At 67.5% G+C, this 21,913-nt stretch carries 22 protein-coding genes and 3 tRNA genes; 3 read left to right on the top strand and 22 right to left on the bottom strand.

The genetic code is table 11. From position 1 onward, the window contains the following. Window positions 1–6: 6 nt before the first annotated feature. From nuoK to TSO221_RS04100, 20 genes are all read right to left on the bottom strand, one after another. Complete coding sequence (gene nuoK, locus TSO221_RS04005; RefSeq protein ID WP_109117184.1) at window positions 7–315, bottom strand: NADH-quinone oxidoreductase subunit NuoK; 309 nt, start codon at window positions 313–315, stop codon at window positions 7–9. Window positions 316–317: 2 nt separating this feature from the next. After that, on the bottom strand, window positions 318–932 hold the full coding sequence (locus TSO221_RS04010) for an NADH-quinone oxidoreductase subunit J (RefSeq protein WP_109117185.1): 615 nt from the start codon (window positions 930–932) through the stop codon (window positions 318–320). An 89-nt stretch (window positions 933–1,021) separates the two neighbouring features. Further along, on the bottom strand, window positions 1,022–1,510 hold the full coding sequence (gene nuoI / locus TSO221_RS04015; protein WP_109117186.1) for an NADH-quinone oxidoreductase subunit NuoI: 489 nt from the start codon (window positions 1,508–1,510) through the stop codon (window positions 1,022–1,024). Between the two features lie 67 nt (window positions 1,511–1,577). Next, window positions 1,578–2,588: an NADH-quinone oxidoreductase subunit NuoH gene (gene nuoH, locus TSO221_RS04020; protein WP_109117187.1), complete on the bottom strand. Its 1,011-nt coding sequence runs from the start codon at window positions 2,586–2,588 to the stop codon at window positions 1,578–1,580. Continuing rightward, complete coding sequence (gene nuoG, locus TSO221_RS04025; protein ID WP_109117188.1) at window positions 2,581–4,656, bottom strand: NADH-quinone oxidoreductase subunit NuoG; 2,076 nt, start codon at window positions 4,654–4,656, stop codon at window positions 2,581–2,583. Before nuoG ends, nuoH begins: the two co-directional genes overlap by 8 nt. A 16-nt stretch (window positions 4,657–4,672) precedes the next feature. Continuing rightward, window positions 4,673–5,968, bottom strand: a complete 1,296-nt coding sequence (nuoF, locus tag TSO221_RS04030; RefSeq protein WP_109117189.1) for an NADH-quinone oxidoreductase subunit NuoF — start codon at window positions 5,966–5,968, stop codon at window positions 4,673–4,675. A 13-nt stretch (window positions 5,969–5,981) separates the two neighbouring features. Continuing rightward, window positions 5,982–6,611 carry an NADH-quinone oxidoreductase subunit NuoE gene (gene nuoE / locus TSO221_RS04035; protein WP_109117190.1) on the bottom strand — a complete coding sequence of 210 codons (630 nt, stop codon included), beginning with the start codon at window positions 6,609–6,611 and terminating at the stop codon, window positions 5,982–5,984. After that, window positions 6,608–7,810: an NADH-quinone oxidoreductase subunit D gene (locus TSO221_RS04040; protein ID WP_109117230.1), complete on the bottom strand. Its 1,203-nt coding sequence runs from the start codon at window positions 7,808–7,810 to the stop codon at window positions 6,608–6,610. The genes nuoE and TSO221_RS04040 overlap by 4 nt, the downstream gene beginning before the upstream one ends. A gap of 26 nt (window positions 7,811–7,836) precedes the next feature. Next, window positions 7,837–8,466: an NADH-quinone oxidoreductase subunit C gene (locus TSO221_RS04045; RefSeq protein WP_109117191.1), complete on the bottom strand. Its 630-nt coding sequence runs from the start codon at window positions 8,464–8,466 to the stop codon at window positions 7,837–7,839. A gap of 18 nt (window positions 8,467–8,484) precedes the next feature. Then, window positions 8,485–9,027 carry an NADH-quinone oxidoreductase subunit B gene (locus tag TSO221_RS04050; RefSeq protein ID WP_199229379.1) on the bottom strand — a complete coding sequence of 181 codons (543 nt, stop codon included), beginning with the start codon at window positions 9,025–9,027 and terminating at the stop codon, window positions 8,485–8,487. After that, window positions 9,018–9,386, bottom strand: a complete 369-nt coding sequence (locus TSO221_RS04055; RefSeq protein WP_109117193.1) for an NADH-quinone oxidoreductase subunit A — start codon at window positions 9,384–9,386, stop codon at window positions 9,018–9,020. Before TSO221_RS04055 ends, TSO221_RS04050 begins: the two co-directional genes overlap by 10 nt. A 243-nt stretch (window positions 9,387–9,629) precedes the next feature. Then, window positions 9,630–9,706, bottom strand: a tRNA-Asp gene (locus TSO221_RS04060). 129 nt (window positions 9,707–9,835) lie between these two features. After that, complete coding sequence (locus TSO221_RS04065) at window positions 9,836–10,087, bottom strand: hypothetical protein (RefSeq protein ID WP_109117194.1); 252 nt, start codon at window positions 10,085–10,087, stop codon at window positions 9,836–9,838. A 153-nt stretch (window positions 10,088–10,240) separates the two neighbouring features. Continuing rightward, window positions 10,241–10,315 (bottom strand) — tRNA-Val (locus TSO221_RS04070). Between the two features lie 101 nt (window positions 10,316–10,416). Continuing rightward, window positions 10,417–10,689 (bottom strand): HU family DNA-binding protein, encoded by a 273-nt coding sequence (locus TSO221_RS04075; protein WP_109117195.1) that lies wholly within the window; start codon window positions 10,687–10,689, stop codon window positions 10,417–10,419. Between the two features lie 173 nt (window positions 10,690–10,862). Beyond that, window positions 10,863–13,271, bottom strand: a complete 2,409-nt coding sequence (gene lon / locus TSO221_RS04080; RefSeq protein WP_109117196.1) for an endopeptidase La — start codon at window positions 13,269–13,271, stop codon at window positions 10,863–10,865. Window positions 13,272–13,538: 267 nt separating this feature from the next. Then, complete coding sequence (gene clpX, locus TSO221_RS04085; protein WP_109117197.1) at window positions 13,539–14,801, bottom strand: ATP-dependent Clp protease ATP-binding subunit ClpX; 1,263 nt, start codon at window positions 14,799–14,801, stop codon at window positions 13,539–13,541. Between the two features lie 172 nt (window positions 14,802–14,973). Beyond that, on the bottom strand, window positions 14,974–15,600 hold the full coding sequence (gene clpP, locus TSO221_RS04090) for an ATP-dependent Clp endopeptidase proteolytic subunit ClpP (RefSeq protein WP_109117198.1): 627 nt from the start codon (window positions 15,598–15,600) through the stop codon (window positions 14,974–14,976). Window positions 15,601–15,694: 94 nt separating this feature from the next. Further along, complete coding sequence (gene tig / locus TSO221_RS04095) at window positions 15,695–17,032, bottom strand: trigger factor (RefSeq protein WP_109117199.1); 1,338 nt, start codon at window positions 17,030–17,032, stop codon at window positions 15,695–15,697. Window positions 17,033–17,130: 98 nt separating this feature from the next. Next, window positions 17,131–17,215: transfer RNA gene (locus tag TSO221_RS04100), tRNA-Leu, on the bottom strand. Window positions 17,216–17,403: 188 nt separating this feature from the next. Between TSO221_RS04100 and TSO221_RS04105 the strand changes: the two genes are divergently transcribed. Next, window positions 17,404–17,844, top strand: coding sequence for an acyl-CoA thioesterase (locus tag TSO221_RS04105; RefSeq protein WP_109117200.1), 441 nt, complete (start codon window positions 17,404–17,406; stop codon window positions 17,842–17,844). 15 nt (window positions 17,845–17,859) lie between these two features. On the opposite strand, the gene TSO221_RS04110 is transcribed toward TSO221_RS04105, so the two are convergent. Next, window positions 17,860–19,341, bottom strand: a complete 1,482-nt coding sequence (locus tag TSO221_RS04110; protein WP_109117231.1) for a malonyl-CoA decarboxylase — start codon at window positions 19,339–19,341, stop codon at window positions 17,860–17,862. 483 nt (window positions 19,342–19,824) lie between these two features. On the opposite strand from TSO221_RS04110, the gene TSO221_RS04115 reads away from it, so the two are divergent. Together TSO221_RS04115 and TSO221_RS35875 are read left to right on the top strand one after the other, a co-directional pair. Continuing rightward, the gene (locus TSO221_RS04115; protein WP_109117201.1) at window positions 19,825–20,010 is read left to right on the top strand and encodes a hypothetical protein; all 186 of its coding nucleotides are present in this window, start codon (window positions 19,825–19,827) and stop codon (window positions 20,008–20,010) included. A gap of 43 nt (window positions 20,011–20,053) precedes the next feature. Continuing rightward, entirely contained in the window at window positions 20,054–20,479 is a 426-nt protein-coding gene (locus tag TSO221_RS35875; protein ID WP_199229380.1) for a hypothetical protein, read from the top strand. A gap of 8 nt (window positions 20,480–20,487) precedes the next feature. Here TSO221_RS35875 and TSO221_RS04125 read toward each other — a convergent pair whose 3' ends face one another. Continuing rightward, window positions 20,488–21,909 carry an NAD(P)H-hydrate dehydratase gene (locus tag TSO221_RS04125; protein ID WP_109117232.1) on the bottom strand — a complete coding sequence of 474 codons (1,422 nt, stop codon included), beginning with the start codon at window positions 21,907–21,909 and terminating at the stop codon, window positions 20,488–20,490. Window positions 21,910–21,913: the final 4 nt, after the last annotated feature.

Below are 21,913 nucleotides of genomic sequence, written 5' to 3' on the forward strand. Positions count from 1 at the left end.
GCGTCCTCAGCCCCTCATCATGTTGATGTCTTCGACTCGGATCGAGCCGCGGTTGCGGAAGTAGACCACCAGGATGGCGAGGCCGATGGCCGCCTCGGCGGCCGCCACGGTCAGGATGATCATCGAGAACACCTGGCCGACCAGATCGTGCAGGTACACCGAGAAGGCGACGAGGTTCAGGTTCACCGCCAGCAGCATCATCTCGATCGACATCAGGATGATGATGACGTTCTTGCGGTTCAGGAAGATGCCGAAGATCCCGAGGGTGAACAGGATCGCGGCGACCGTCAGGTAATGACCGAGCCCGATTTCCATTTTTAGACGCCTTCTCCGGTCGGGACCTTGCGGATCGCCATCGTCTCTTCGCGGCGGCGGGCCAGCTGGGCCGAGATGTCCTGCTTGCGCACGCCCTCGCGGCGACGCAGCGTCAGCACGATGGCACCCATCATGGCGATCAGCAGCACGATGCCCGACGCCTGGAACAGGTACGCGTAGTGGGTGTAGATGAGCTGCCCGAGCGCCCGGGTGTTGTTCACCTGCTCGATCGCCGGGGTCGGCGCGCCGAGGACCTGGTTGGCCGCCGGAGCCACCACCCAGGCGCCGAACACCACGGCCAGCTCGGCCAGCAGCACGAGACCGAGCAGCGCGCCGAACGGCATGTACTGCGCGGCGCCCTGGCGCAGCTCGCGGAAATTGATGTCGAGCATCATCACGACGAACAGGAACAGCACCGCGACAGCGCCCACGTAGACGATGACCAGGATCATCGCCAGGAACTCCGCCCCCATCAGCACGCACAGGCCGGCGGCCTGGAAGAACGCCAGGATGAGGTAGAGCACCGAGTGAACCGGGTTCCGCGCGGAGATGACCATCACGCCGGAGGCCACCAGGATGGCGGAGAAAAGGTAAAACGCCAGGACTTGAACAATCATTGTATCCCCGCCTCCGCGGTCGAGGTTTTTCCGTTCGTCATCGGGGCCGGGAGCGCAATCCCCCTACCCCGCCAAGGGCGATCGAGTGTTTAGCGGTAGGGCGCTTCGTTCGCAAGGTTGGCGGCGAGCAGGGCTTCCCAGCGGTCGCCGTTCGCCAGCAGCTTTTCCTTGTTGTAGAAGAGCTCCTCGCGCGTCTCCGTCGAGAACTCGAAGTTCGGGCCTTCGACGATGGCGTCCACCGGGCAGGCTTCCTGACAGAAGCCGCAGTAGATGCACTTCGTCATGTCGATGTCGTAGCGCGTGGTGCGGCGGCTGCCGTCCTCGCGCGGTTCGGCCTCGATGGTGATGGCCAGCGCCGGGCACACCGCCTCGCACAGCTTGCACGCGATGCAGCGCTCCTCGCCGTTGGGATAGCGGCGCAGCGCGTGCTCGCCGCGGAAGCGCGGGCTGATCGGGCCCTTCTCGAACGGGTAGTTCAGCGTCACCTTCGGCCTGAACATGTAGCTGAAGGTCAGGCTGAGGCCGCGGACCAGCTCCACCAGGAAGAAGCTGCGCGCCGTGCGGTCGAGGAATGCCATGGCCTCTTGTTCTCCTTTAAGCACGGGGGCAGGCCCTGCCCCCGCGTTTTCTTCCCTTTCGGTCCGATTACTTCGGCAGCCAGCCGAAGGTGACGAGCACGCCGGCAGTCAGCACCACCCAGGCCAGCGACAGCGGCAGGAACACCTTCCAGCCGAGGCGCATGAGCTGGTCGTAGCGGTAGCGCGGCACGGTCGCGCGGACCCAGATGAACGTGAACAGGCAGAAGGCGACCTTCAGGGCCAACCAGACCACGCCGGGGATCCAGTTCAGCGGCGCGATGTCGAACGGCGGCAGCCAGCCGCCGAGGAACAGGATCGAGGTCATGGCGCTGACCAGGAACATGTTCGCGTACTCGCCCAGGAAGAACAGCGCGTACGGAGCCGAGCTGTACTCCACCATGAAGCCGGCCACCAGCTCCGACTCGCCTTCCGGCAGGTCGAAGGGCGCGCGGTTCGTCTCGGCCAGCCCGGAGATGAAGAAGACCACGAACATCGGCAGCATCGGGATGACGAACCACACCGTCTTCTGCGCCATCACGATGTCGGTGAGGTTCAGCGAGCCGACGATCAGCAGCACCGAGATGATGACGAAGCCCATGGAGACTTCGTAGGACACCATCTGCGCCGCCGAGCGCAGGCCGCCGAGGAAGGCGTAGCGCGAGTTCGACGCCCAGCCCGCGACGATGATGCCGTACACGCCGAGCGAGGAGATGGCGAACAGGTACAGGATGCCGACGTTGATGTTGGTGAGCGCCATGCCGTAGTCGAACGGCACCACCGCCCAGCCCAGCAGCGCCAGGAAGAAGGTCATCATCGGCGCCATGTAGAACAGCGCGCGGTTGGCGCCGGCCGGCAGCACCTGCTCCTTGGCGAACAGCTTGACGCCATCGGCGAAGGGCTGCAGCAGGCCGAACGGACCGACGAGGTTCGGACCCTGGCGCATCTGCATGGCGCCCAGAACCTTGCGCTCGGCCAGCGTCATGAAGGCGACGCCCACCAGCAGCGGAACGACGATCGCCAGGATCTTCAGCACGATGATGATCAGCGGCAACAGGAAGCCGCTCCAAATCTCAGCCATGGGTGCCGGTCCTCTCCTGGGCGCTATCCGCGGCGGTGGTCAGGAACGTCTCGGTGCAGCGCGCCATGGTGACCGAGGCGCGGCTGATCGGATCGGTCATGTAGAAGTTCGCGATCGGGCTGACGAACGGCGCCGGGTCGATGGCGCCGGCGGTGCCGAACGCGGTCCACGCGGCCGGAGTCAGGCCACCAATGTTACCGAACACCGGGTTCACTTCAACCAGCCGGCGGCGCAGCTGAGTCAGGCTGTCATACGGCAGCGTGGCACCCAGGTGTTCCGACAGCGCGCGGATGATCTTCCAGTCCTCGCGCGCCTCGCCCGGCGGGAAGGCCGCCAGACGGGCGAGCTGCGGCCGGCCCTCGGTGTTGACGTAGGTGGCGTTCTTCTCGGTGTAGGCGGCGCCCGGCAGGATCACGTCGGCGCGGCTGGCGCCGGCATCGCCGTGGTGGCCCTGGTAGACGACGAAGGCCTTGCCGAGCTTGGCCATGTCGATCTCGTCGGCGCCCAGCAGGTACACCAGCGAGACCTCGCCCTTCTGCGCGCCCTCCAGGATGCCGGCGACGTCGCGGCCGCCCGGCCCCGGCAGGAAGCCGATGTCGAGGCCGCCGACCCGCGAGGCGGCGGTGTGCAGGACGTTGAAGCCGTTCCAGTCCGCCTGGACCACGTTGTAGGTCTCGGCCAGCTGGCGGACGGCGGCGTGCACCGCCGCACCGTCGGCGCGCCGGAACGCGCCCTGGCCGACGATGATCAGCGGCCGCTTGGCGCCCTTCAGCACCTCGGCGAAGTCGCCGTTGCCGGCGACCAGATCCTGCAGCGCCTGCGGGCCATTGCCCAGGTGGGTCGCCGGGTAGGTCAGATCGACCTGCGGGCCGACAACGCCGACCTTCAGGCCGCCCATCAGGTACCGCTTGCGGATGCGGGCGTTGACGATCGGCGCTTCCCAGCGCGGGTTGGTGCCGACCAGCAGGATGACGTCGGCCTTCTCGATCCCGGCGATGCCGGAATTGAAGATGTAGCCGGCGCGCGACGAGGTGTCGTAGCGGGCGCCGTCCTGGCGGCAGTCGATGCTGGACGAGCCCAGGGCCACCATCAGCTCCTTGAGCGCCAGCATGGACTCGGTGTCGGCGAGGTCGCCGGCGATGGCGGCCAGTCCGTTGCCCGGCTTGCCCTTCACCTGCTCGGCGATGGCGGCGAACGCCTCGGCCCAGGTGGCGGGCTGCAGCTTGCCGTTCCGGCGGACGTACGGGCGGTCGAGGCGCTGGCGCTTCAGGCCGTCATAGGCGAAGCGGGTCTTGTCGCTGATCCACTCCTCGTTGACGTCCTCGTTGGTGCGGGGGATGACGCGCATCACCTCCGGGCCGCGGGTGTCGACGCGGATGTTGGAGCCGACGGCGTCCAGCACGTCCACCGTCTCGGTCTTGCGCAGCTCCCACGGGCGCGTGGTGAACGCGTAGGGCTTGGAGGTCAGGGCCCCCACCGGACAGACGTCGGCGAGGTTGCCCGACAGCTCCGAGGCGATCGCCTTCTCGACGAAGGTGGTGATCTCCATGTGCTCGCCGCGGTTGACCGCGCCGATGTCGGCGACGCCGCAGATCTCGTTCACGAAGCGGATGCAGCGGGTGCAGTGGATGCAGCGGGTCATGATCGTCTTGATCAGCGGACCCATGTACTTGTCCTTGACCGCCCGCTTGTTCTCGCCGTAGCGCGAGCGGTCGTAGCCGTAGGCGACGGCCTGGTCCTGCAGGTCGCACTCGCCGCCCTGGTCGCAGATCGGGCAGTCGAGCGGATGGTTGATCAGCAGGAACTCCATCACGCCCTTGCGGGCCTTGTGCACGGTCTCGGTGTCGGTCTTGATCACCATGCCGTCGGCACAGGGCATGGCGCAGGAGGCCACCGGCTTCGGCGCCTTCTCCATCTCCACCAGGCACATGCGGCAGTTGGCCGGCACGCTCAGGCGCTCGTGGTAGCAGAAACGCGGGATTTCGATACCGAGCTGCTCGCAAGCCTGCAGCACGGAGGTGCCCGGCTCGACTTCGATCTCGATCCCGTCGATGGTCAGTTTCGGCATGGCCCCTCGGGCTCCCTTACTCGGCGGCTGCGCGGACGGAGGCGGCGTTGCGGTAGGCGGCGATGCGGGCCTCCATCTCCGGCCGGAAATGCCGGATCAGGCCCTGCACCGGCCACGCCGCGGCGTCGCCCAGCGCGCAGATGGTGTGACCTTCGATCTGCTTGGTCACCTCGAAGAGCATGTCGATCTCCTCGACGGCGGCGTTGCCCTTGACCATGCGATCCATCATGCGCATCAGCCAGCCGGTGCCCTCGCGGCACGGCGTGCACTGGCCGCAGCTCTCGTGCGCGTAGAACTTCGACAGGCGCGCGATGGCCTTCACGATGTCGGTGGACTTGTCCATAACGATGACCGCCGCGGTGCCGAGGCCCGAGCGGACCTCGCGCAGGCTGTCGAAGTCCATCAGCACCGTGTCGCAGATCGACTTCGGCAGCGCCGGCACCGACGAGCCGCCGGGGATGATCGCCAGCAGGTTGTCCCAGCCGCCGCGCACGCCCCCGGCGTGGCGCTCGATCAGCTCCTTCAGCGGGATGCCCATCTCCTCTTCCACATTGCACGGCTTGTTCACGTGGCCGGAGATGCAGAACAGCTTGGTGCCGGTGTTCTTCGGACGGCCCAGGCCGCCGAACCAGCCGGCCCCGCGGCGCAGGATGGTGGGCACCACCGCGATGGATTCGACGTTGTTCACCGTCGTCGGGCAGGAGTACAGGCCGGCCTGCGCCGGGAACGGCGGCTTGTTGCGCGGCTGGCCCTTCTTGCCCTCGATGGACTCGATGAGCGCCGTCTCCTCGCCGCAGATGTAGGCACCCATGCCGCGGTGGATGAAGACGTCGAAGTTGTAGCCGGTGCCGCAGGCGTTCTTGCCGATCAGGCCCGAGGCGTAGGCCTCGTCGATGGCGACCTGGGTGGCCGAGCCCTCGTTGTAGAACTCGCCGCGGATGTAGATGTAGGCGGCGCTGGCGCCGATGGCGAAACCGGCGATCAGGCAGCCCTCGATCAGCTTGTGCGGATCGTGGCGCAGGATGTCGCGGTCCTTGCAGGTGCCCGGCTCGCCCTCGTCGGCGTTGATGACCAGGTAGACCGGCTTGTCGGTGACGTTCTTCGGCATGAAGGACCACTTCATGCCGGTCGAGAAGCCGGCGCCGCCGCGCCCGCGCAGGCCGGATTCCTTGACCTGCTCGATGATCCAGTCCTTGCCCTTGTCCAGGATGGCCTTGGTGCCGTCCCAGTCGCCGCGCTTCTGCGCCGCGGCGAGGCGGAAGTCCTGGAAGCCGTAGAGGTTCGTGAAGATGCGGTCTTCGTCGCGAAGCATGCCCCGGGCCCCCTTAGTCGTCGCCCTGCGCGGGCTCGCCCGCGAAGGCATGCAGCGTGGTGAGGCCGCCCACCGGCTCGGACGAGCGGCGGCCGATCTGCGAACCCGCCTTCGGCGTCTCGCCACGCGACAGCGCGTCGATGATCCGCTCCATATGCTCCGGGCCGAGATCCTCGTAGAAGTCGTCGCCGATCTGCACCATGGGGGCGTTGACACAGGCACCCAGGCACTCGACCTCGCGCAGGGTGAACAGCCCGTCGTCGGTGGTCTCGCCGAGCGCGATGCCCATCTTGGTCTCGCAGGCCTTGACGATGTCGTCCGAGCCGCGCAGCCAGCACGGCGTCGTCGTACACACCTGCACCACGTGCTTACCGACGGGGTTCAGGTTGTACATCGTGTAGAAGGTGGCGACCTCGTACACCCGGATGCGCGGCATCTTCAGCATGTCGGCGACGTAGTCCATCGCGACGCGCGGCAGCCAGCCGGCGTTCTGGCGCTGCGCCAGATCGAGCAGCGGCATCACCGCGCTGGCCTGCCGGCCCTCGGGATACTTGGCGATGATCCTCTGCGCCCGGTCCATATACTCGGGCGTGAAGACGAAGGACGCCGGCTCGGCGGCGTGGGAGCGGGCGGGCGCGCTCATCGGTCGATCTCTCCGAACACGATGTCCATGGAGGCGATGTTGGCCACCGCGTCGGCCAGCATGTGGCCCTTGGACATGAAGTCGAGGCCCTGCAGGTGGGCGAAGCCGGGCGCCTTGATGTGGCACTTGTAGGGCTTGTTGGTGCCGTCCGACACGAGGTAGACGGCGAACTCGCCCTTGGGCGCCTCGATGGCGGTGTAGGTCTCGCCGGCCGGGACGTGGAAACCCTCGGTGAACAGCTTGAAGTGGTGGATCAGCGACTCCATGGAGCGCTTCATCTCGCCGCGCGGCGGCGGCGCCACCTTGCGGTCCTGGTGGCGCACCGGGCCGTCCGGCATCTCCTTCAGGCACTGGCGGATGATGCGCAGCGACTGCGTCATCTCCTCCATACGGATCAGGTAGCGCGCCCAGCAGTCGCCGGTCAGGCCGACCGGCACGTCGAAGTCCATGCGGTCGTAGACCTCGTAGGGCTGCGACTTGCGCAGGTCCCAGGCGACGCCGGAACCGCGCAGCATCGGGCCGGTGAAGCCCCAGTCGAGCGCCTGCTCCTTGGTCACGATGCCGATGTCGACGGTGCGCTGCTTGAAGATCCGGTTCTCGGTCAGCAGCGTCTCGATGTCGTCGATGAACTTCGGGAAGCGCTCGGTGAACGCCCAGATGTCGTCGGCCAGACCGGCCGGCATGTCCCAGGCGACGCCGCCGACGCGGAAGTAGTTGGCATGGAGCCGCGCGCCGGAGACGCGCTCGTAGAACTCCATGAGGATCTCGCGCTCCTCGAACGCCCACAGCGCCGGCGTGATGGCGCCGACGTCGAGCGCACCCGTCGTGATCGACAGCAGGTGGTTGAGGATGCGGGTGATCTCGGAGAACAGCACGCGGATGTACTGGGCGCGCTCCGGCGGCTTGATGCCGAGCAGCTTCTCGATGCCCAGGACGTAGGCATGCTCCATGCACATCGGCGACACGTAGTCGAGCCGGTCGAAGTACGGCGTCGCCTGGATGTAGGTCTTGTACTCGATCAGCTTCTCGGTGCCGCGGTGCAGCAGGCCGATGTGCGGATCGCAGCGCTCGACCACCTCGCCGTTCAGCTCCATCACCAGGCGCAGCACGCCGTGGGCCGCCGGGTGCTGCGGCCCGAAGTTCATGGTGTAGGGCTTGATCTGGACCTTGCCCGACTGCTCGTCGGTCGGGCTGGCCATCGTCTTGATGTCGGAGGTGACGATGCTCACGGCTTGCTCCCTGCTTCAGGGGCCTGAGCCTTCTCGTCGCCGGGCAGCATGACGTTGGTCATGCCTTCCCAGGGGCTCAGGAAGTCGAAGGTGCGGAAATCCTGCGTCAGGCGCACCGGTTCGTAGACGACGCGCTTCTGGTCCTCGTCGTACCGGCACTCGACGTAACCGGTCAGCGGGAAGTCCTTGCGCAGCGGATGCCCCTCGAACCCGTAATCGGTGAGGATGCGGCGCAGGTCGGGGTGGCCGTCGAAGAACACCCCGTACATGTCCCAGGTCTCGCGCTCCATCCAGTTGGCGGCGCTGAACACCGGCACGGCGGAGGGCACGGGCGTATCCTCGTCGGTGCAGGCCTTCACGCGGACGCGCTGGTTGTGCTTGATGCTCAGCAGATTGTAGACGACCTCGAAACGCTCGGCGCGCTCCGGGTAATCCACGGCGGTGACGTCCACCAGCAACTGGAACAGGCAGCGCGGGTCGTCGCGCAGCGTCGTCAGCGCGGGCACGATCTGCTCGCGCTGCACCGTCACCATCAGCTCGCCGAGCTTCAGCTCGACCTTGAGGACCGCCTGCCCCAGCGTGGAGGCGATGTGATCCCCGAGTTCTTTCAGCGCTTGTTCGGACATGGGCTTGTCGCCTGCTTTTTATCGCGCGATGCGGTTGCTGCGCCGGATCTTCTTCTGGAGCTGCAGGATGCCGTACACCAGGGCCTCGGCCGTCGGCGGGCATCCGGGGACGTAGATGTCGACCGGCACGATCCGGTCACACCCGCGCACCACCGAGTAGCTGTAGTGATAGTAGCCGCCGCCGTTGGCGCACGAGCCCATCGAGATCACCCAGCGCGGCTCCGGCATCTGGTCGTAGACCTTGCGCAGAGCGGGGGCCATCTTGTTGGTCAGCGTGCCGGCCACGATCATGCAGTCGGACTGGCGCGGGCTGGGGCGTGGGATGACGCCGAAGCGGTCCAGGTCGTACCGGCTCATGTAGGCGTGGATCATCTCCACCGCGCAGCAGGCCAGACCGAAGGTCATCGGCCACAGCGAGCCGGTGCGGGCCCAGTTCAGCACATCCTCGTACTTGGCGAGGATGAAGCCCTTCTCCTGGATCTCCTCGGAGACCGCGCGGAAATAGGCGTCCTGTTCCGGTCCGGGCGGAATCGGCGCCAGCTTGGCAGCCTCTACTCCCATTCCAGAGCTCCTTTCTTCCACTCGTAGACGAAGCCGATGGTCAGGATGCCGAGGAAGACCATCATCGACCAGAAGCCGAACAGCCCGATGTCGCCCAGGGCGACCGCCCACGGGAACAAGAAGGCGACCTCGAGGTCGAAGATGATGAACAGGATCGAGACCAAGTAGAACCGCACGTCGAACTTGGTGCGGGCATCCTCGAACGGCTCGAAGCCGCATTCGTAGGGGGAGACCTTCTCGGGGTCCGGATTGTTCGGACTGATCACGTACGACGCGATGACCATGACGGCCGACAGCGCGATCGCGATGAACAGGAACACCAGGATCGGAAGGTATTCGTAGATCAGCGGGTTGGCCACCGCATGTCCTCCCAAAAACCCACGCTCCGCAGCCCCGTGCGGCCCCCGGCGGAGGGGCCGACGCGCCACGCGGAGGTGGTATTAGACTGGATTAGCCCGTCAGACGCGGCGCAATATAGGCCGGTTGTCCGCACAGGGAAAGCGCTTTTATACGTCTTTCGGAAGGCGGAAAACACCCGCTCCACGTGGTCTTACCACGTAGATGGCGAGGCGTTTTAAAGTGTTTTTAAAATGAAGGGAAAGTGGCGCGAGTGACGGGACTTGAACCCGCGGCCTCCGGCGTGACAGGCCGGCGCTCTAACCAACTGAGCTACACCCGCGCAAGACCACCTTTGACTGTGCCGTTCTGCGTTGCCGTTCAAGGGCTTCGTTCGCGGCGCCGTCCGTGTGGCGTGGGCCGGTTTCTATCCGCCCCATGCCGCCCTGTCAATCACCAAAACGAAAAAAAGTCAGACCACCGTTTCCCGGCCGCCCAGCGTGGCGTGGCGCAGCCGGTCGAGCCGGTCGAAGGCCGCCAGGAACGGCTCCGGCATCGGCCGGTGCTCCACCGCGTCCTTGCCGCCGAAGCGGGTCAGCGCGGTTTCCAGCGCCTTGCCGAGCAACTCGCAAACATCGAGGTCCTGCTGGTCGAGGGCGAGTTCGAGCGCGTGCAGGATGCGGTCGCCCAGCCGCCGTTCGTCCCCGGTAAACCCTGCGCCCATCGCGCGCTCCTCCCCCGTACCTCGGTCTTTCGGGAACTGTAGCACAGAAGCGCGGCCGGACCCTAAGCAACGCGGAGTCGCAGGGGTGCGGCGAACCGCCCGGGTTTGAAGGGTTCCAGACGAATCGCCGGATGCGGTGCCGACGGGAAGGAATGGTGGGCGATGAGGGGATCGAACCCCCGACCCTCTCCGTGTAAAGGAGACGCTCTACCGCTGAGCTAATCGCCCATCCCAGAAAACACGTCCTGAAAAGACGAAACCGGCCACGCCCGTCGAAGGCGTCGGCCGGTCCCGTATATGACCCGGAAGCCTGGAGCAGCGCAAGCCGCTTAGTTCAGCGCGTCCTTGAGGTTCTTGCCCGGCTTGAACTTCGGCTGCTTGGACGCCGGGATCGAGATCTTCTCGCCCGTGCGCGGGTTGCGGCCCTCGGAGGCGGCGCGCTCGGCGATGGCGAACGTGCCAAAGCCCACGAGACGCACCTCGTCGCCCTTCTTCATCGCGCCGGCGATGCCCTCGAAGACCGCGTCCACGGCCTTGGTCGCATCATTTTTAGACAAACCGGCCGCTTCGGCGACCTGCGCCACGAGATCATTCTTGTTCACTTATTCCCCCTTCCTGAATCTGCAAAGACTTTAAGGTCAAAGCCGCCCCACGACTTTGCGGGCCGAAGTGTAAACACAGCGACGGCCGCCCGTCAATTGCCGACGGGCGGCCGTAGCCGCAAAAAGCGCCGATTCGCAACGGTTTCGGCCGATTTGACGCAGCCTCGACAGGGTTAATGCCGGAGCACCTCGCCCGCCTCGCCGTCGCGCGGCTTGGCGGCCGTCTCGACGGGTTCCACCGGCTCCGACCACTCGATGGGCTCGATCGGGCGGACCAAGGCGTTGCGCAGCACGTCGTCCGCCGAACTGACCGGGATGATCTGCAGGCCCCGTTTCACGTTGTCGGGAATGTCCGCCAGATCCTTCTCGTTGTCCTTGGGGATCAGCACCGTCTTCAGGCCGCCGCGCAGGGCGGCCAGCAGCTTCTCCTTCAGGCCGCCGATCGGCAGCACCCGGCCGCGCAGCGTGATCTCGCCGGTCATCGCCACGTCCTTGCGGACCGCGATGCCGGTCAGCACGGAGACGATCGAGGTGATCATCGCCACGCCGGCCGACGGGCCGTCCTTGGGAGTGGCACCCTCCGGAACGTGGACGTGGATGTCCTTCTTCTCGAAGAGCGTCGGCTTGATGCCGAAGGCGACGGCGCGCGACTTCACGTAGGACTCGGCCGCCTGGACCGATTCCTTCATGACGTCGCCCAGCTTGCCGGTGGTGGTCACGCGGCCCTTGCCCGGCAGCGACACGGCCTCGATGGACAGCAGTTCGCCGCCCACCTCGGTCCAGGCCAACCCCGTGGTGACGCCCACCAGGTCCTCCAACTCGGCCTCGCCGAAGTGGAAGCGGCGCACGCCGGCGTACTTGTCGAGGTTCCGGCGGGTGATGGACACCTTCTCGGTGCCCTTCATCAGGATCTCCTTCACCACCTTGCGGGCCAGGCCGGCGATCTCGCGCTCCAGGTTGCGCACGCCGGCTTCCCGCGTGTAGTAGCGGATCAGGTCCTTCAGCGCGTCGTCGGAGATGGCGAACTCGCCCTTCTTCAGGCCCGAGGCCTTGACCTGCTTGTCCAGCAGGTGGCGCTTGGCGATCTCGACCTTCTCATCCTCGGTGTAGCCGGCGACGCGGATCACCTCCATGCGGTCCAAGAGCGGCTGCGGCAGGCGCAGCGTGTTGGCCGTGCAGACGAACATCACGTCGGACAGGTCGTAATCGACCTCCAGGTAATGGTCGTTGAAGGTGGAGTTCTGCTCCGGATCCAGCACCTCCAGCAGTGCCGAGGACGGGTCGCCGCGCCAGTCGGCGCCGAGCTTGTCGATCTCGTCGAGCAGGAACAGCGGGTTCGACGACTTCGCTTTCTTCATGCCCTGGATGACCTTGCCGGGCATGGAGCCGATGTAGGTGCGCCGGTGGCCGCGGACCTCGGCCTCGTCGCGCACGCCGCCCAGCGACATGCGCACGAAGTTGCGGCCCGTGGAACGCGCGATCGACTTGCCCAGCGAGGTCTTGCCCACGCCCGGCGGCCCGACCAGGCAGAGAATCGGCCCCTTCACCTTGTTCATGCGGTTCTGCACGGCAAGGTATTCCAGGATGCGTTCCTTGACCTTCTCCAGGCCGTAGTGGTCGGCGTCGAGGATCTTCTGCGCCAGCTTGATGTCCTTCTTCACCTTGGTGCGCTTCTTCCAGGGAATGGACAGCATCCAGTCCAGGTAGTTGCGGACCACGGTGGCCTCGGCCGACATCGGGCTCATGGAGCGGAGCTTCTTCAGCTCGGCGAGCGCCTTGTCGCGGGCCTCCTTGGTGAGGCGCGTCTTGTTGATCTTCTCTTCCAGCTCGGCCGCCTCGTCGCGGCCGTCCTCCGATTCGCCCAGCTCCTTCTGGATCGCCTTGAGCTGTTCGTTCAGGTAGTACTCGCGCTGAGTCTTCTCCATCTGCCGCTTGACGCGGTTGCGGATGCGCTTCTCCACCTGCAGCACGCCGATCTCGCCTTCCATGAAGGCATAGACGCGTTCCAGGCGCTCGGAGACGGTGGCCGTCTCCAGCAGCTGCTGCTTCTCGGGGATCTTCAGGGCGAGGTGCGAGGCGACGGTGTCGGCCAGCTTGCCGGAGTCCTCGATCTGGTTGATCGAGACCAGCACCTCGGGCGGGATCTTCTTGTTGAGCTTGATGTACTGCTCGAACTGCGAGACCACCGCGCGCGACAGCGCCTCCAGCTCCTGCTGCTCGCCAACCTTCTCCTCGATCAGGTCGGCGTAGGCCTGGAAGAAGTCCTCGTTCTCGGCGAACTTGGTGATCGTGGCGCGCTGGCCGCCCTCGACCAGAACCTTGACCGTCCCGTCGGGCAGCTTCAGCAGCTGCAGCACGGTGCCCACAGTGCCGACACCGTAGATGTCGGCCGGGGTCGGATCGTCCTGCGCGGCGTTCTTCTGGGTGACGAGCAGGATCTGCTTGTCGTCCTTCATCACGTCCTCGAGCGCGCGCACGGACTTCTCGCGGCCCACGAACAGCGGCACGATCATGTGGGGGAACACCACGATGTCGCGCAGCGGCAGGACCGGATAGAGGGCACCATGGGGAATTTCGAACATTGAACAGGGCCTCTCGGTGGGGACGCCGCCAGCCCGGGATGGGCCTGGGACTTGGCTCCGCCTCGGGATGAGCGCAGGGCCTTGGTTACGGCACTCGACTAACGTGGCACACGCCTCCGGCCCCTTCAAGGGCAGACGGCCGGGATTCCCTTTTGCGGCGCAGCATTCCGCCCCTCCCCCTGGTCCAAAGGCGGAAGAAAGCAGGCGTGTAAACGAAAAAGGGCGCCCGCTGGCGCCCCTTCCCTCGACTCAGTTCGGTTTGGAACGTCACGCCCCCGGCGCCTCGCTGCGGCGATCGGAGTGGACGTAGAGCGGCTTGGCGCGGCCCTCCACCACCTCGCCGTTGACGACGATGCTCTCGACGCCGGAGAGGCCCGGCAGGTCGAACATCGGGTCGAGCAGGATGGCTTCCATGATCGAGCGCAGGCCGCGCGCGCCGGTCTTGCGGGCGATCGCCTTGTTGGCGATGTTGCGCAGCGCGTCGTCGGAGAACTCCAGGTGGACGTCCTCCATCTCGAACAGGCGCTGGTACTGCTTGACGAGCGCGTTCTTCGGCTTGGTCAGGATCTCCACCAGCGCCGCCTCGTCCAGGTCGGACAGGGTGGCGACCACCGGCAGGCGGCCGACGAACTCGGGGATCAGGCCGAACTTCAGCAGATCCTCCGGCTCGACTCCGTGCAGGATGTCGCCGGTCGAGCGCTCCTCGGGGCTGCGCACGTCGGCGCCGAAGCCGATGCTGGTCCCCTTGCCGCGCTGGGCGATGATCTTCTCCAGGCCGGCGAAGGCGCCGCCGCAGATGAACAGGATGTTGGTGGTGTCGACCTGCAGGAACTCCTGCTGCGGGTGCTTGCGCCCGCCCTGCGGCGGCACCGAGGCGACGGTGCCCTCCATGATCTTCAGCAGGGCCTGCTGCACGCCCTCGCCCGACACGTCGCGGGTGATCGACGGGTTGTCGGACTTGCGGGAGATCTTGTCGACCTCGTCGATGTAGACGATGCCGCGCTGCGCCCGCTCGACGTTGTAGTCGGCGGCCTGCAGCAGCTTGAGGATGATGTTCTCGACGTCCTCGCCGACGTAGCCCGCTTCGGTCAGCGTGGTGGCGTCGGCCATGGTGAACGGCACGTCGATGATGCGGGCCAGCGTCTGGGCCAGCAGCGTCTTGCCGCAGCCGGTCGGGCCGATCAGCAGGATGTTCGACTTCGCCAGTTCGACGTCGTTGTGCTTGGTGCCGTGCGCCAGGCGTTTGTAATGGTTGTGCACCGCGACCGACAACACGCGCTTCGCGTGGTCCTGTCCGATCACGTAGTCGTCAAGCACGGCGTGGATGTCGCGCGGCGTCGGCACCCCATCGCGGGACTTCACGAGGGTCGTCTTGTTCTCCTCGCGAATGATGTCCATGCACAGCTCGACGCATTCATCGCAGATGAACACCGTCGGACCGGCGATCAGCTTGCGGACCTCGTGCTGGCTCTTGCCGCAGAACGAGCAGTAGAGCGTATTCTTCGAATCGCCGCTGCTGGACTTGGTCATCTGTACTCCGTCATGCTCTCGGAGGATCCTGGTACGCCCATCCCCCGACGCCGGTCCTTTTTCCTGAGTCTGTCACGAAACCGGCCCGTGACAAGGCTACCGTATCGCGCCGGCCACCCGCAGTCCAGTCAACAACAGGCGAACCGGCGCGATCAACACATTGTTGCGGCGATCAGCGGCTTTCGTCGCCGCCGGGACGCTTTTCGACCACCTCGTCGATGAGGCCGAAGGCCTTGGCCTCCTCGGGCGACATGAACTTGTCGCGCTCCATGTTCTGCTCGATCACGTCCAGCGGCTGGCGGGTGTGCTTGACGTAGATCTCGTTCAGGCGCGAGCGCAGCTTCAGGATCTCCTGCGCCTGGATCTCGATGTCCGAGGCCTGGCCCTGGGCGCCGCCCGAGGGCTGGTGGATCATGATGCGGCTGTTCGGCAGCGAGAAGCGCTTGCCCGGCGCGCCGGCGGCGAGCAGCAGCGAGCCCATGGACGCCGCCTGCCCCATGCACACCGTGGACACCTGCGGGCGGATGTACTGCATGGTGTCGTAAATGGCGAGACCCGCCGACACGTAGCCGCCCGGAGAGTTGATGTAGAGCGCGATGTCCTTGTTCGGGTTCTCCGACTCCAGGAACAGCAGCTGCGAGCAGATCAGGCTGGCAACGGCATCGTTGACCCCGCCGATCAGGAAGATGATTCGCTCCTTCAGCAGGCGCGAATAAATGTCGTAGGCGCGCTCACCCCGGTTGGTCTGCTCGATGACCATCGGGACCAGAGCGTTCATCTTAGGCTCGAAGTCGTACATTGTTGTTACCCTAGCCCCCTGAGCCTCGTGGCGTTCACCCCTATATAGGGGAAGAAAAGGGCGGCCGAAAGGCCGCCCTGTCACGAAACATTCCTCAGGCCGCCTTCGCCGCGTCCTCGTCCGGGTCGCGCAGCAGCTCCTCGACCGGAACCGTGCGCTCGCTGACCTTGGCGAGCTCGAGGATGTAGTCCACGACCTTGTCCTCGAAGATCGGCGCCCGCAGGTTCTCCATGGCGCCCGGGTTCTGCTTGAAGAACTCGAACACCTGGCGCTCCTGGCCGGGGAAACGGCGCGCCTCGCTGATGAGGGCGCGGTTCACCTCGTCCTGGGTGACCTGGATGTTGTTGCGGCGGCCGACCTCCGACAGCAGCAGCCCCAGGCGCACGCGGCGCTCGGCGATGGCGCGGTACTCGGTCTTCAGCTCGTCCTCGGGCTTGCCCGCGTCCTCGCCGGCGTTGCCGGCCTTGATCTCGCGCTGCAGCTGCTCCCAGATCGCGTCGAACTCGATGTCGACCATGCCGGCCGGCACCTCGAAGCTGTGCGCCTCGGCCAGCTTGTCGAGCAGCTGGCGCTTCACCTTCACGCGGGCGGCGTCGGCGTAGTCGCGCTTCAGCTTGTCGCGGATGGCGTCCTTCAGCTTCTCCAGGCTCTCCATGCCGAAGTCCTTGGCGAGGTCCCCATCGACCTTGCCGGGGACCGACTGGCGGATCTCCTTGATGTCCACCTCGAAGACCGTGTCCTGGCCCTTCAGCTTCTCGGCCGGGTAGTCGTCCGGGAACTTCACGTTCACGGTGACGTGGCTGCCGGCCTTGGCGCCGACCAGCTGGTCCTCGAAGCCCGGGACGAAGGAATTGGAGCCCAGTTCCAGGTTGAAGTCCTTGGCGTCCATGCCCGGCAGGGCCTCGCCGCCGACGGTGCCGGCGAAGTCGATGACGACGGTGTCGCCCTTCTGCGTCGGGCGGTCCTCGGTGACCGGCTCGGTCGAGGAGCGCGACTGGGCCAGACGCTCCAGCGCCTCGTCCACGTCCTTGTCGGCCACGTCGGCGACCAGGCGCTCCAGCTCGATGCCGGAGAGGTCGGCGGGCTCGACGTCGGGCAGCAGCTCGACGGCCATCTTGTACTCGAGGTCGCCGTTCTCCTCGAACTTCTCGATGTCGATCTTCGGCTGGAGCGCCGGGCGCAGGCCGCGCTCGGTCAGCGCCTGGCGCGAGCTGTCGGACACGGCGTCCTCAAGGACCTCGTGCATCACGCTGCCGCCGTAGCGCTGCTTGATCACGGCAACCGGCACCTTGCCCGGGCGGAAGCCGGGAAGCTGCACGGTCTTCCGCAGCTCGTCGAGCTTGCCGTCCACCTTGGTGGCGATGTCCTGGGCGGAGATGACGACCTTGAATTCGCGCTTGAGGCCGTCGGCGCTGGTTTCGGTAATCTGCATCGGAGCGAATGCCTGTCTCGTTGTGCGGTTCCGGCGGCGCCCCGGGGTATGGGCGGCCCGGACCCGCGTCTCGAAGGATCGGGTTCAGGGGTTTGCCGTGGTGCGGGCGAAGGGACTCGAACCCCCACGACCGAAGTCACCGGAACCTAAATCCGGCGCGTCTACCAGTTCCGCCACGCCCGCAACGGCAATGGCGGCCGCGGCCAGAGGTTGCCCCCTCGCCCCGTCCGCCGGGCTGGACCGGTCTATAGCACAACGGGTACCGAGCAAACACACAAAATGGTCTTAGGCGATGTCCGTGGGGCGGCGCCCAAGGTTGACGGACGCGCACCTGACGTTAACGTAAGCCCGTTCCGCCACAGGAGTCCGCCATGCCCCGGGTGTTCACCCAGACCTTCACGGTTCCTCCCGACGCCATCGACGAGCTGCGGCACGTCAACAATCTCAAGTATTTGGCCTGGATGCAGGACGTGGCGATCGCCCACTCGACGGCGCGGGGCTGGCCGCTGGAGCGCTACCTGCGGAGCGGCGCCGGATTCGTCGTGCGCTCGCACGCCATCGAGTACCGCCGCCCCGCCTTCCTCGGCGAGGAAATCGCGCTGCACACCTGGGTGGCCGGATTCGGTCAGCGCAGCTCGCCGCGCAAGTACCTGTTCCGCCGCACCCGCGACAACCAGATCCTCGCCACCGCCGAGACCGGCTGGGTGTTCGTCGATTTCCGCAGCGGGCAGCCGCGGGATATCCCCGACGACCTGCGCGCCGCCTTCGAGGTCGTCCCGCCCGAAGAGGAGGAGGCGCTGCTCGCCGCTTGAACGCGCGGGCGGCGCTCAGCCGCCCTTCAGCAGCCCGCGCATCGCCGACGAGGCGTTAACCTTGCCCTCGCCGCTGTAGGCCTCGTGGTTGGCCTCCACCTCGTTCAGGCGGTAGCGGTAGTTGATCATCATGCCGCAGGACTGCTGCAGCCCCTTGTGCGAGCGATCGGCCATCCAGTTCAGCCGCTCCATGCGGGCGCCGTTGGACAGGTGGAAGTGCGCCACCGGGTCACGCGCCCGCGCCGGCCCGCCATCTCTCCCGTCGGTCTTCGCCTCCATCAGGTACTGCGCGCCCAGCCGCATCAGCGGCGCCTTCAGCGCCTTGGCCAGCCCTTCGTGCGCGTACCACGCCTCGCGGGCCAGCGCCATCTCCAGCACGCCGCGGCCGGGAGCCGCCGCCTCAGCCAGGTCCAGCCACTCGGCCAGCTTCTCGCGCTCGCCGGCCGCCAGCAGCGCGTCGCCGCGGCGCGCAAGCTCGACGTCGAGCCAGCGGCGGAAACCGGGAATCGGTGACAGCGTGGCGAAGGTCTTCAGGTTGGAGAACTCCGACGCCAGCCCGTCGGCGACCCGCTTGATCAGGAAGTTGCCGAAGCTGATGCCGGCCAAGCCCTTCTGCGCGTTGGAGATCGAGTAGAAGATGGCGCTGTCCGCCGCCTTCGGGTCGTACACCGGGGCCGAGGGGTCGAGCAGCGCCTGCACGTTGTCCGACATGCCCTCGACCAGCGCCACCTCGACGAAGATCAGCGGCTCGTCGGGCATGCGCGGGTGGAAGAAGGCGAAGCAGCGGCGGTCGGAATCGAGGCGGTCCTTGAGGTCCTGCCAGCCGCGGATCTCGTGCACCGCCTCGTACTTGATCAGCTTCTCCAGCAGCGAGGCCGGGCTGTCCCAGGTGATCCGCCGCATCTCCAGGAAGCCGACGTCGAACCAGCCGCGCAGCAGGTTCTTCAGGTCGTCCTCCAGCGCCTTCAGCTCCGGCACGCCGGCAGCCATCTCCAGCAGCTCGGCGCGCAGGTCGACCAGGAACTTCACGCCCTCGGGCAGCGCGTTGAACTGGGTAAGCAGGGTCAGCCGCGGCGGCTCCAGCGCGCGGCGCAGCGCCCGCTCGGCCCTGCCGCGCGCCGCCGGGTCGGATGCTGCGTGGAAGGCGTCCACCGCCGCGTCCACGGCGGCGCGGTCGACGTCGAAGTCGCGCGCCAGCACGCCCAGGAAGTTGCGCCGCCCGTTCGGATCGAGCGCCAGATAGGTGCGGCCCAGCTGCGCCGCCCGCGCCCGCGCCGACACCTCGCCGCCGCGCGCCTCCAGGCAGGCCTGCATCTGCGCCTTCAGCCGCTCGGCGTCCTCGCGCGGCAGGTGCGGGCGCGGGGCGGCGCCGACCGCCTCGCGGGCGGAGGCGGCGATATCGCGCCAGCGGGCGCGCAGGTTCTCCAGCGCACGGTCGAACAGGCCGGCCGGCTGGGCCGTGCCTGCGGGCTCGATGGTGGTGTCGGTGTCGCTCATGATGACGAATCTGTAGCGGAACGCCCCCCGGCACAAGCGTCCTGCCCGTCCTAGCCCCTCGGGGCGGATCCCGGCCGAAGGGCCGAGCACCCCATGCCCTATGCCGTCCGGAGGTCAGGGAGACGGGTGCCGGGAGTCGGGGTCGGTCCTAGTCCGCATTACAGAATTGTCGCAAAGCCGCCGCTGAGCGACATTACCGGGGCAGATCAGCAGCTACTCCGCTTCCACCGGGCGATACGAACGGGGTAGATGAGGTCAAGCTTCCTTCATACTTCTGAATGGCGCGGCACCGCCTTGACCGGACATCCCCGCGTGAGAATACTTTCGGAGCCAAACCACAGAGCCTATCGCCATCGTTGAGGATTGGAGCCGGACGGCACAATACATCTCAAAATTGCTCCAACAGCCCCGCACGCAGAATGGGGCATGGTGGCAAAGCCGTTCGCGGCCGGAACAACCGAACTCGATCCAGGGAGGTTCGCCATGCCGACTGCCATTCCGTTCAAGAAGTCCCCCGCCGCGCGCAACGGCGCGGTGCAACGGCTTCTCGACGATCCGATCATGGACCTGCTGCTGGCCTGCGACGGCATCACCCGCGCCGACGTCCTGCGCGTTCTCGACGACGCCCGCAGCGGCCTGCGTGCCCGCGCCCTCGGCGCGGCCGCCTGAGCCCCCGCGCATCGGACACAGGACAGGGCATAAGGAGTCCCCCGTGGCTTTGCAGACCGATCCCGCCGCCTTCTCCATCACCGCCCTTCTGGCCGACCAGGTCGCGCTGGTCGCCCGGAACCAGAAGCTGCCGCCGGGCGCGGCGTCGCTTCTGCTGCACGAGTTGATGGAGGGGCCGCTCGGCCGCCGCCGGCTGCTGCGCATGATCGACGCGGAATGGCGGGCCGAGGGCAACGCCACCGAGGCGAAGAAGATCGCCGTCGTGCTGGCGGAGACCGCCGCCTGGATCGCCGAACTGGACAGCCGCGCCGACCCGCTGGCGACGCTGGAGGGCGACGAGGAGCCGGACGCCGACGACCTGCTGGAGCACGGCACCCCGGTGCGCCTCGGCGGTTCCCTGCCGTGCGACCGCCGCACGCCCGGCATCGCCTGGCGCCGGGCGCCGGCGCGGCGGCGGGCGCTGCGGTAGGGGAACCCCTACCCCGCCTTCAGCCGCCGCAGCACCGCCGGCAGCGCGTCCGGCAGGTCCTCGGCGATCAGCCCCGGCCCGACCTGCGCCGCCGCCTCACCATGCAGCCACGCCCCAGCGCAGGCGGCGTCGAAGCCGTCCATTCCTTGCGCCAGCAGGCCGAGGATCAGCCCGGCCAGCACGTCGCCCGCCCCGGCCGTTGCCAGTTCGGGCGGTGCGTTGATGGTGATGGCGGCGCGGCCGTCCGGCGCGGCGATCACCGTGTCCGCCCCCTTCAGCAGCACCACCGCCCCGCAACGCGCCGCCGCGGCGCGGGCGCGGGTGAGCTTGTCGCCGGTCAGGTCGAACAGCCGCGCGAACTCGCCCTCGTGCGGCGTCAGAACGCAGCGCCCGCCCAGCCGGTCCAGCAGGTCGCCCGGCGCCCCGGCGAAGGAGGTCAGCGCGTCGGCGTCCAGCACGCAGGCCCTGCCAGCGTCCAGCGCGGCCAGCACGCGGGCGCGGGTGTGCACGCCCACCCCGGCACCGGGGCCGAGCAGCACCGCGTTCCTCCGCGGGTCGGCGAGCAGCGCCGCGAAGGCCGCGTCGTCCGCCACCGGCTCGACGATCAGGCTGGGCGAGCCGGCGGCGTAGATCGCGAACGCCTCCGGCGGGCAGGCGACGGTGACCAGCCCGGCCCCGGCGCGCAGCGCCCCGCGCGCCGCCAGCCGCCCGGCCCCGGTCATCCGCCCGCCGCCCATCACCACCGCGTGCCCCCGCGCGTACTTGTGCGAGTCGGCCCGCGGCCACGGGTAGTGCGCGCCCCACAGCGCCGGCCCGTTCTCCCGGCAGCGCGGCGCGATGGTGTCGAGCACCGGCTCCGGAATGCCGATGTCGGCCAGCACCGTCTCGCCACACAGGGTCCGGCCGGGCAGCAGCCAGTGCCCCGGCTTTCGGCGGAAGAAGGTGACGGTCAACGCCGCCGCCGGCGCCACTCCCAGCACCGCCCCGGTGTCGCCGTGCACGCCGCTCGGCACGTCCACCGCCACCACGGTCAGCCCGGCCATCGCCTCGACCACCGCGCGCGCCACGCCGTCCAGCGGCCGCGCCAGCCCGGCGCCGAACAGCGCGTCCACCACCAGCGGCGCATCGTCCAGCAGATGCGGCCCCAGCGGTTCGACCGCGCCGGTCCAGCGTTGCGCCGCCTGCGCCGCGTCGCCCGTCAGCGCCGCGCACTCGCCCAACAGGCCGAGACGCACCGGCCAGCCCTCCTCGGCCAGCAGGCGCGCCACCACGAAGCCGTCGCCACCGTTGTTGCCCGGCCCGCACAGCACCGCCACCGGCCGCCGCGGCCAGCGGGCGCGGATCGCCTGCGCAACGGCGGCGCCGGCGTTCTCCATCAGCACCGGCCCCGGCACGCCGCCGGCGATCGCCAGCGAGTCGGCGCGCTGCATCTCG

The sequence above is a fragment of the Azospirillum sp. TSO22-1 genome, from assembly GCF_003116015.1.
GTDB lineage: Bacteria > Pseudomonadota > Alphaproteobacteria > Azospirillales > Azospirillaceae > Azospirillum.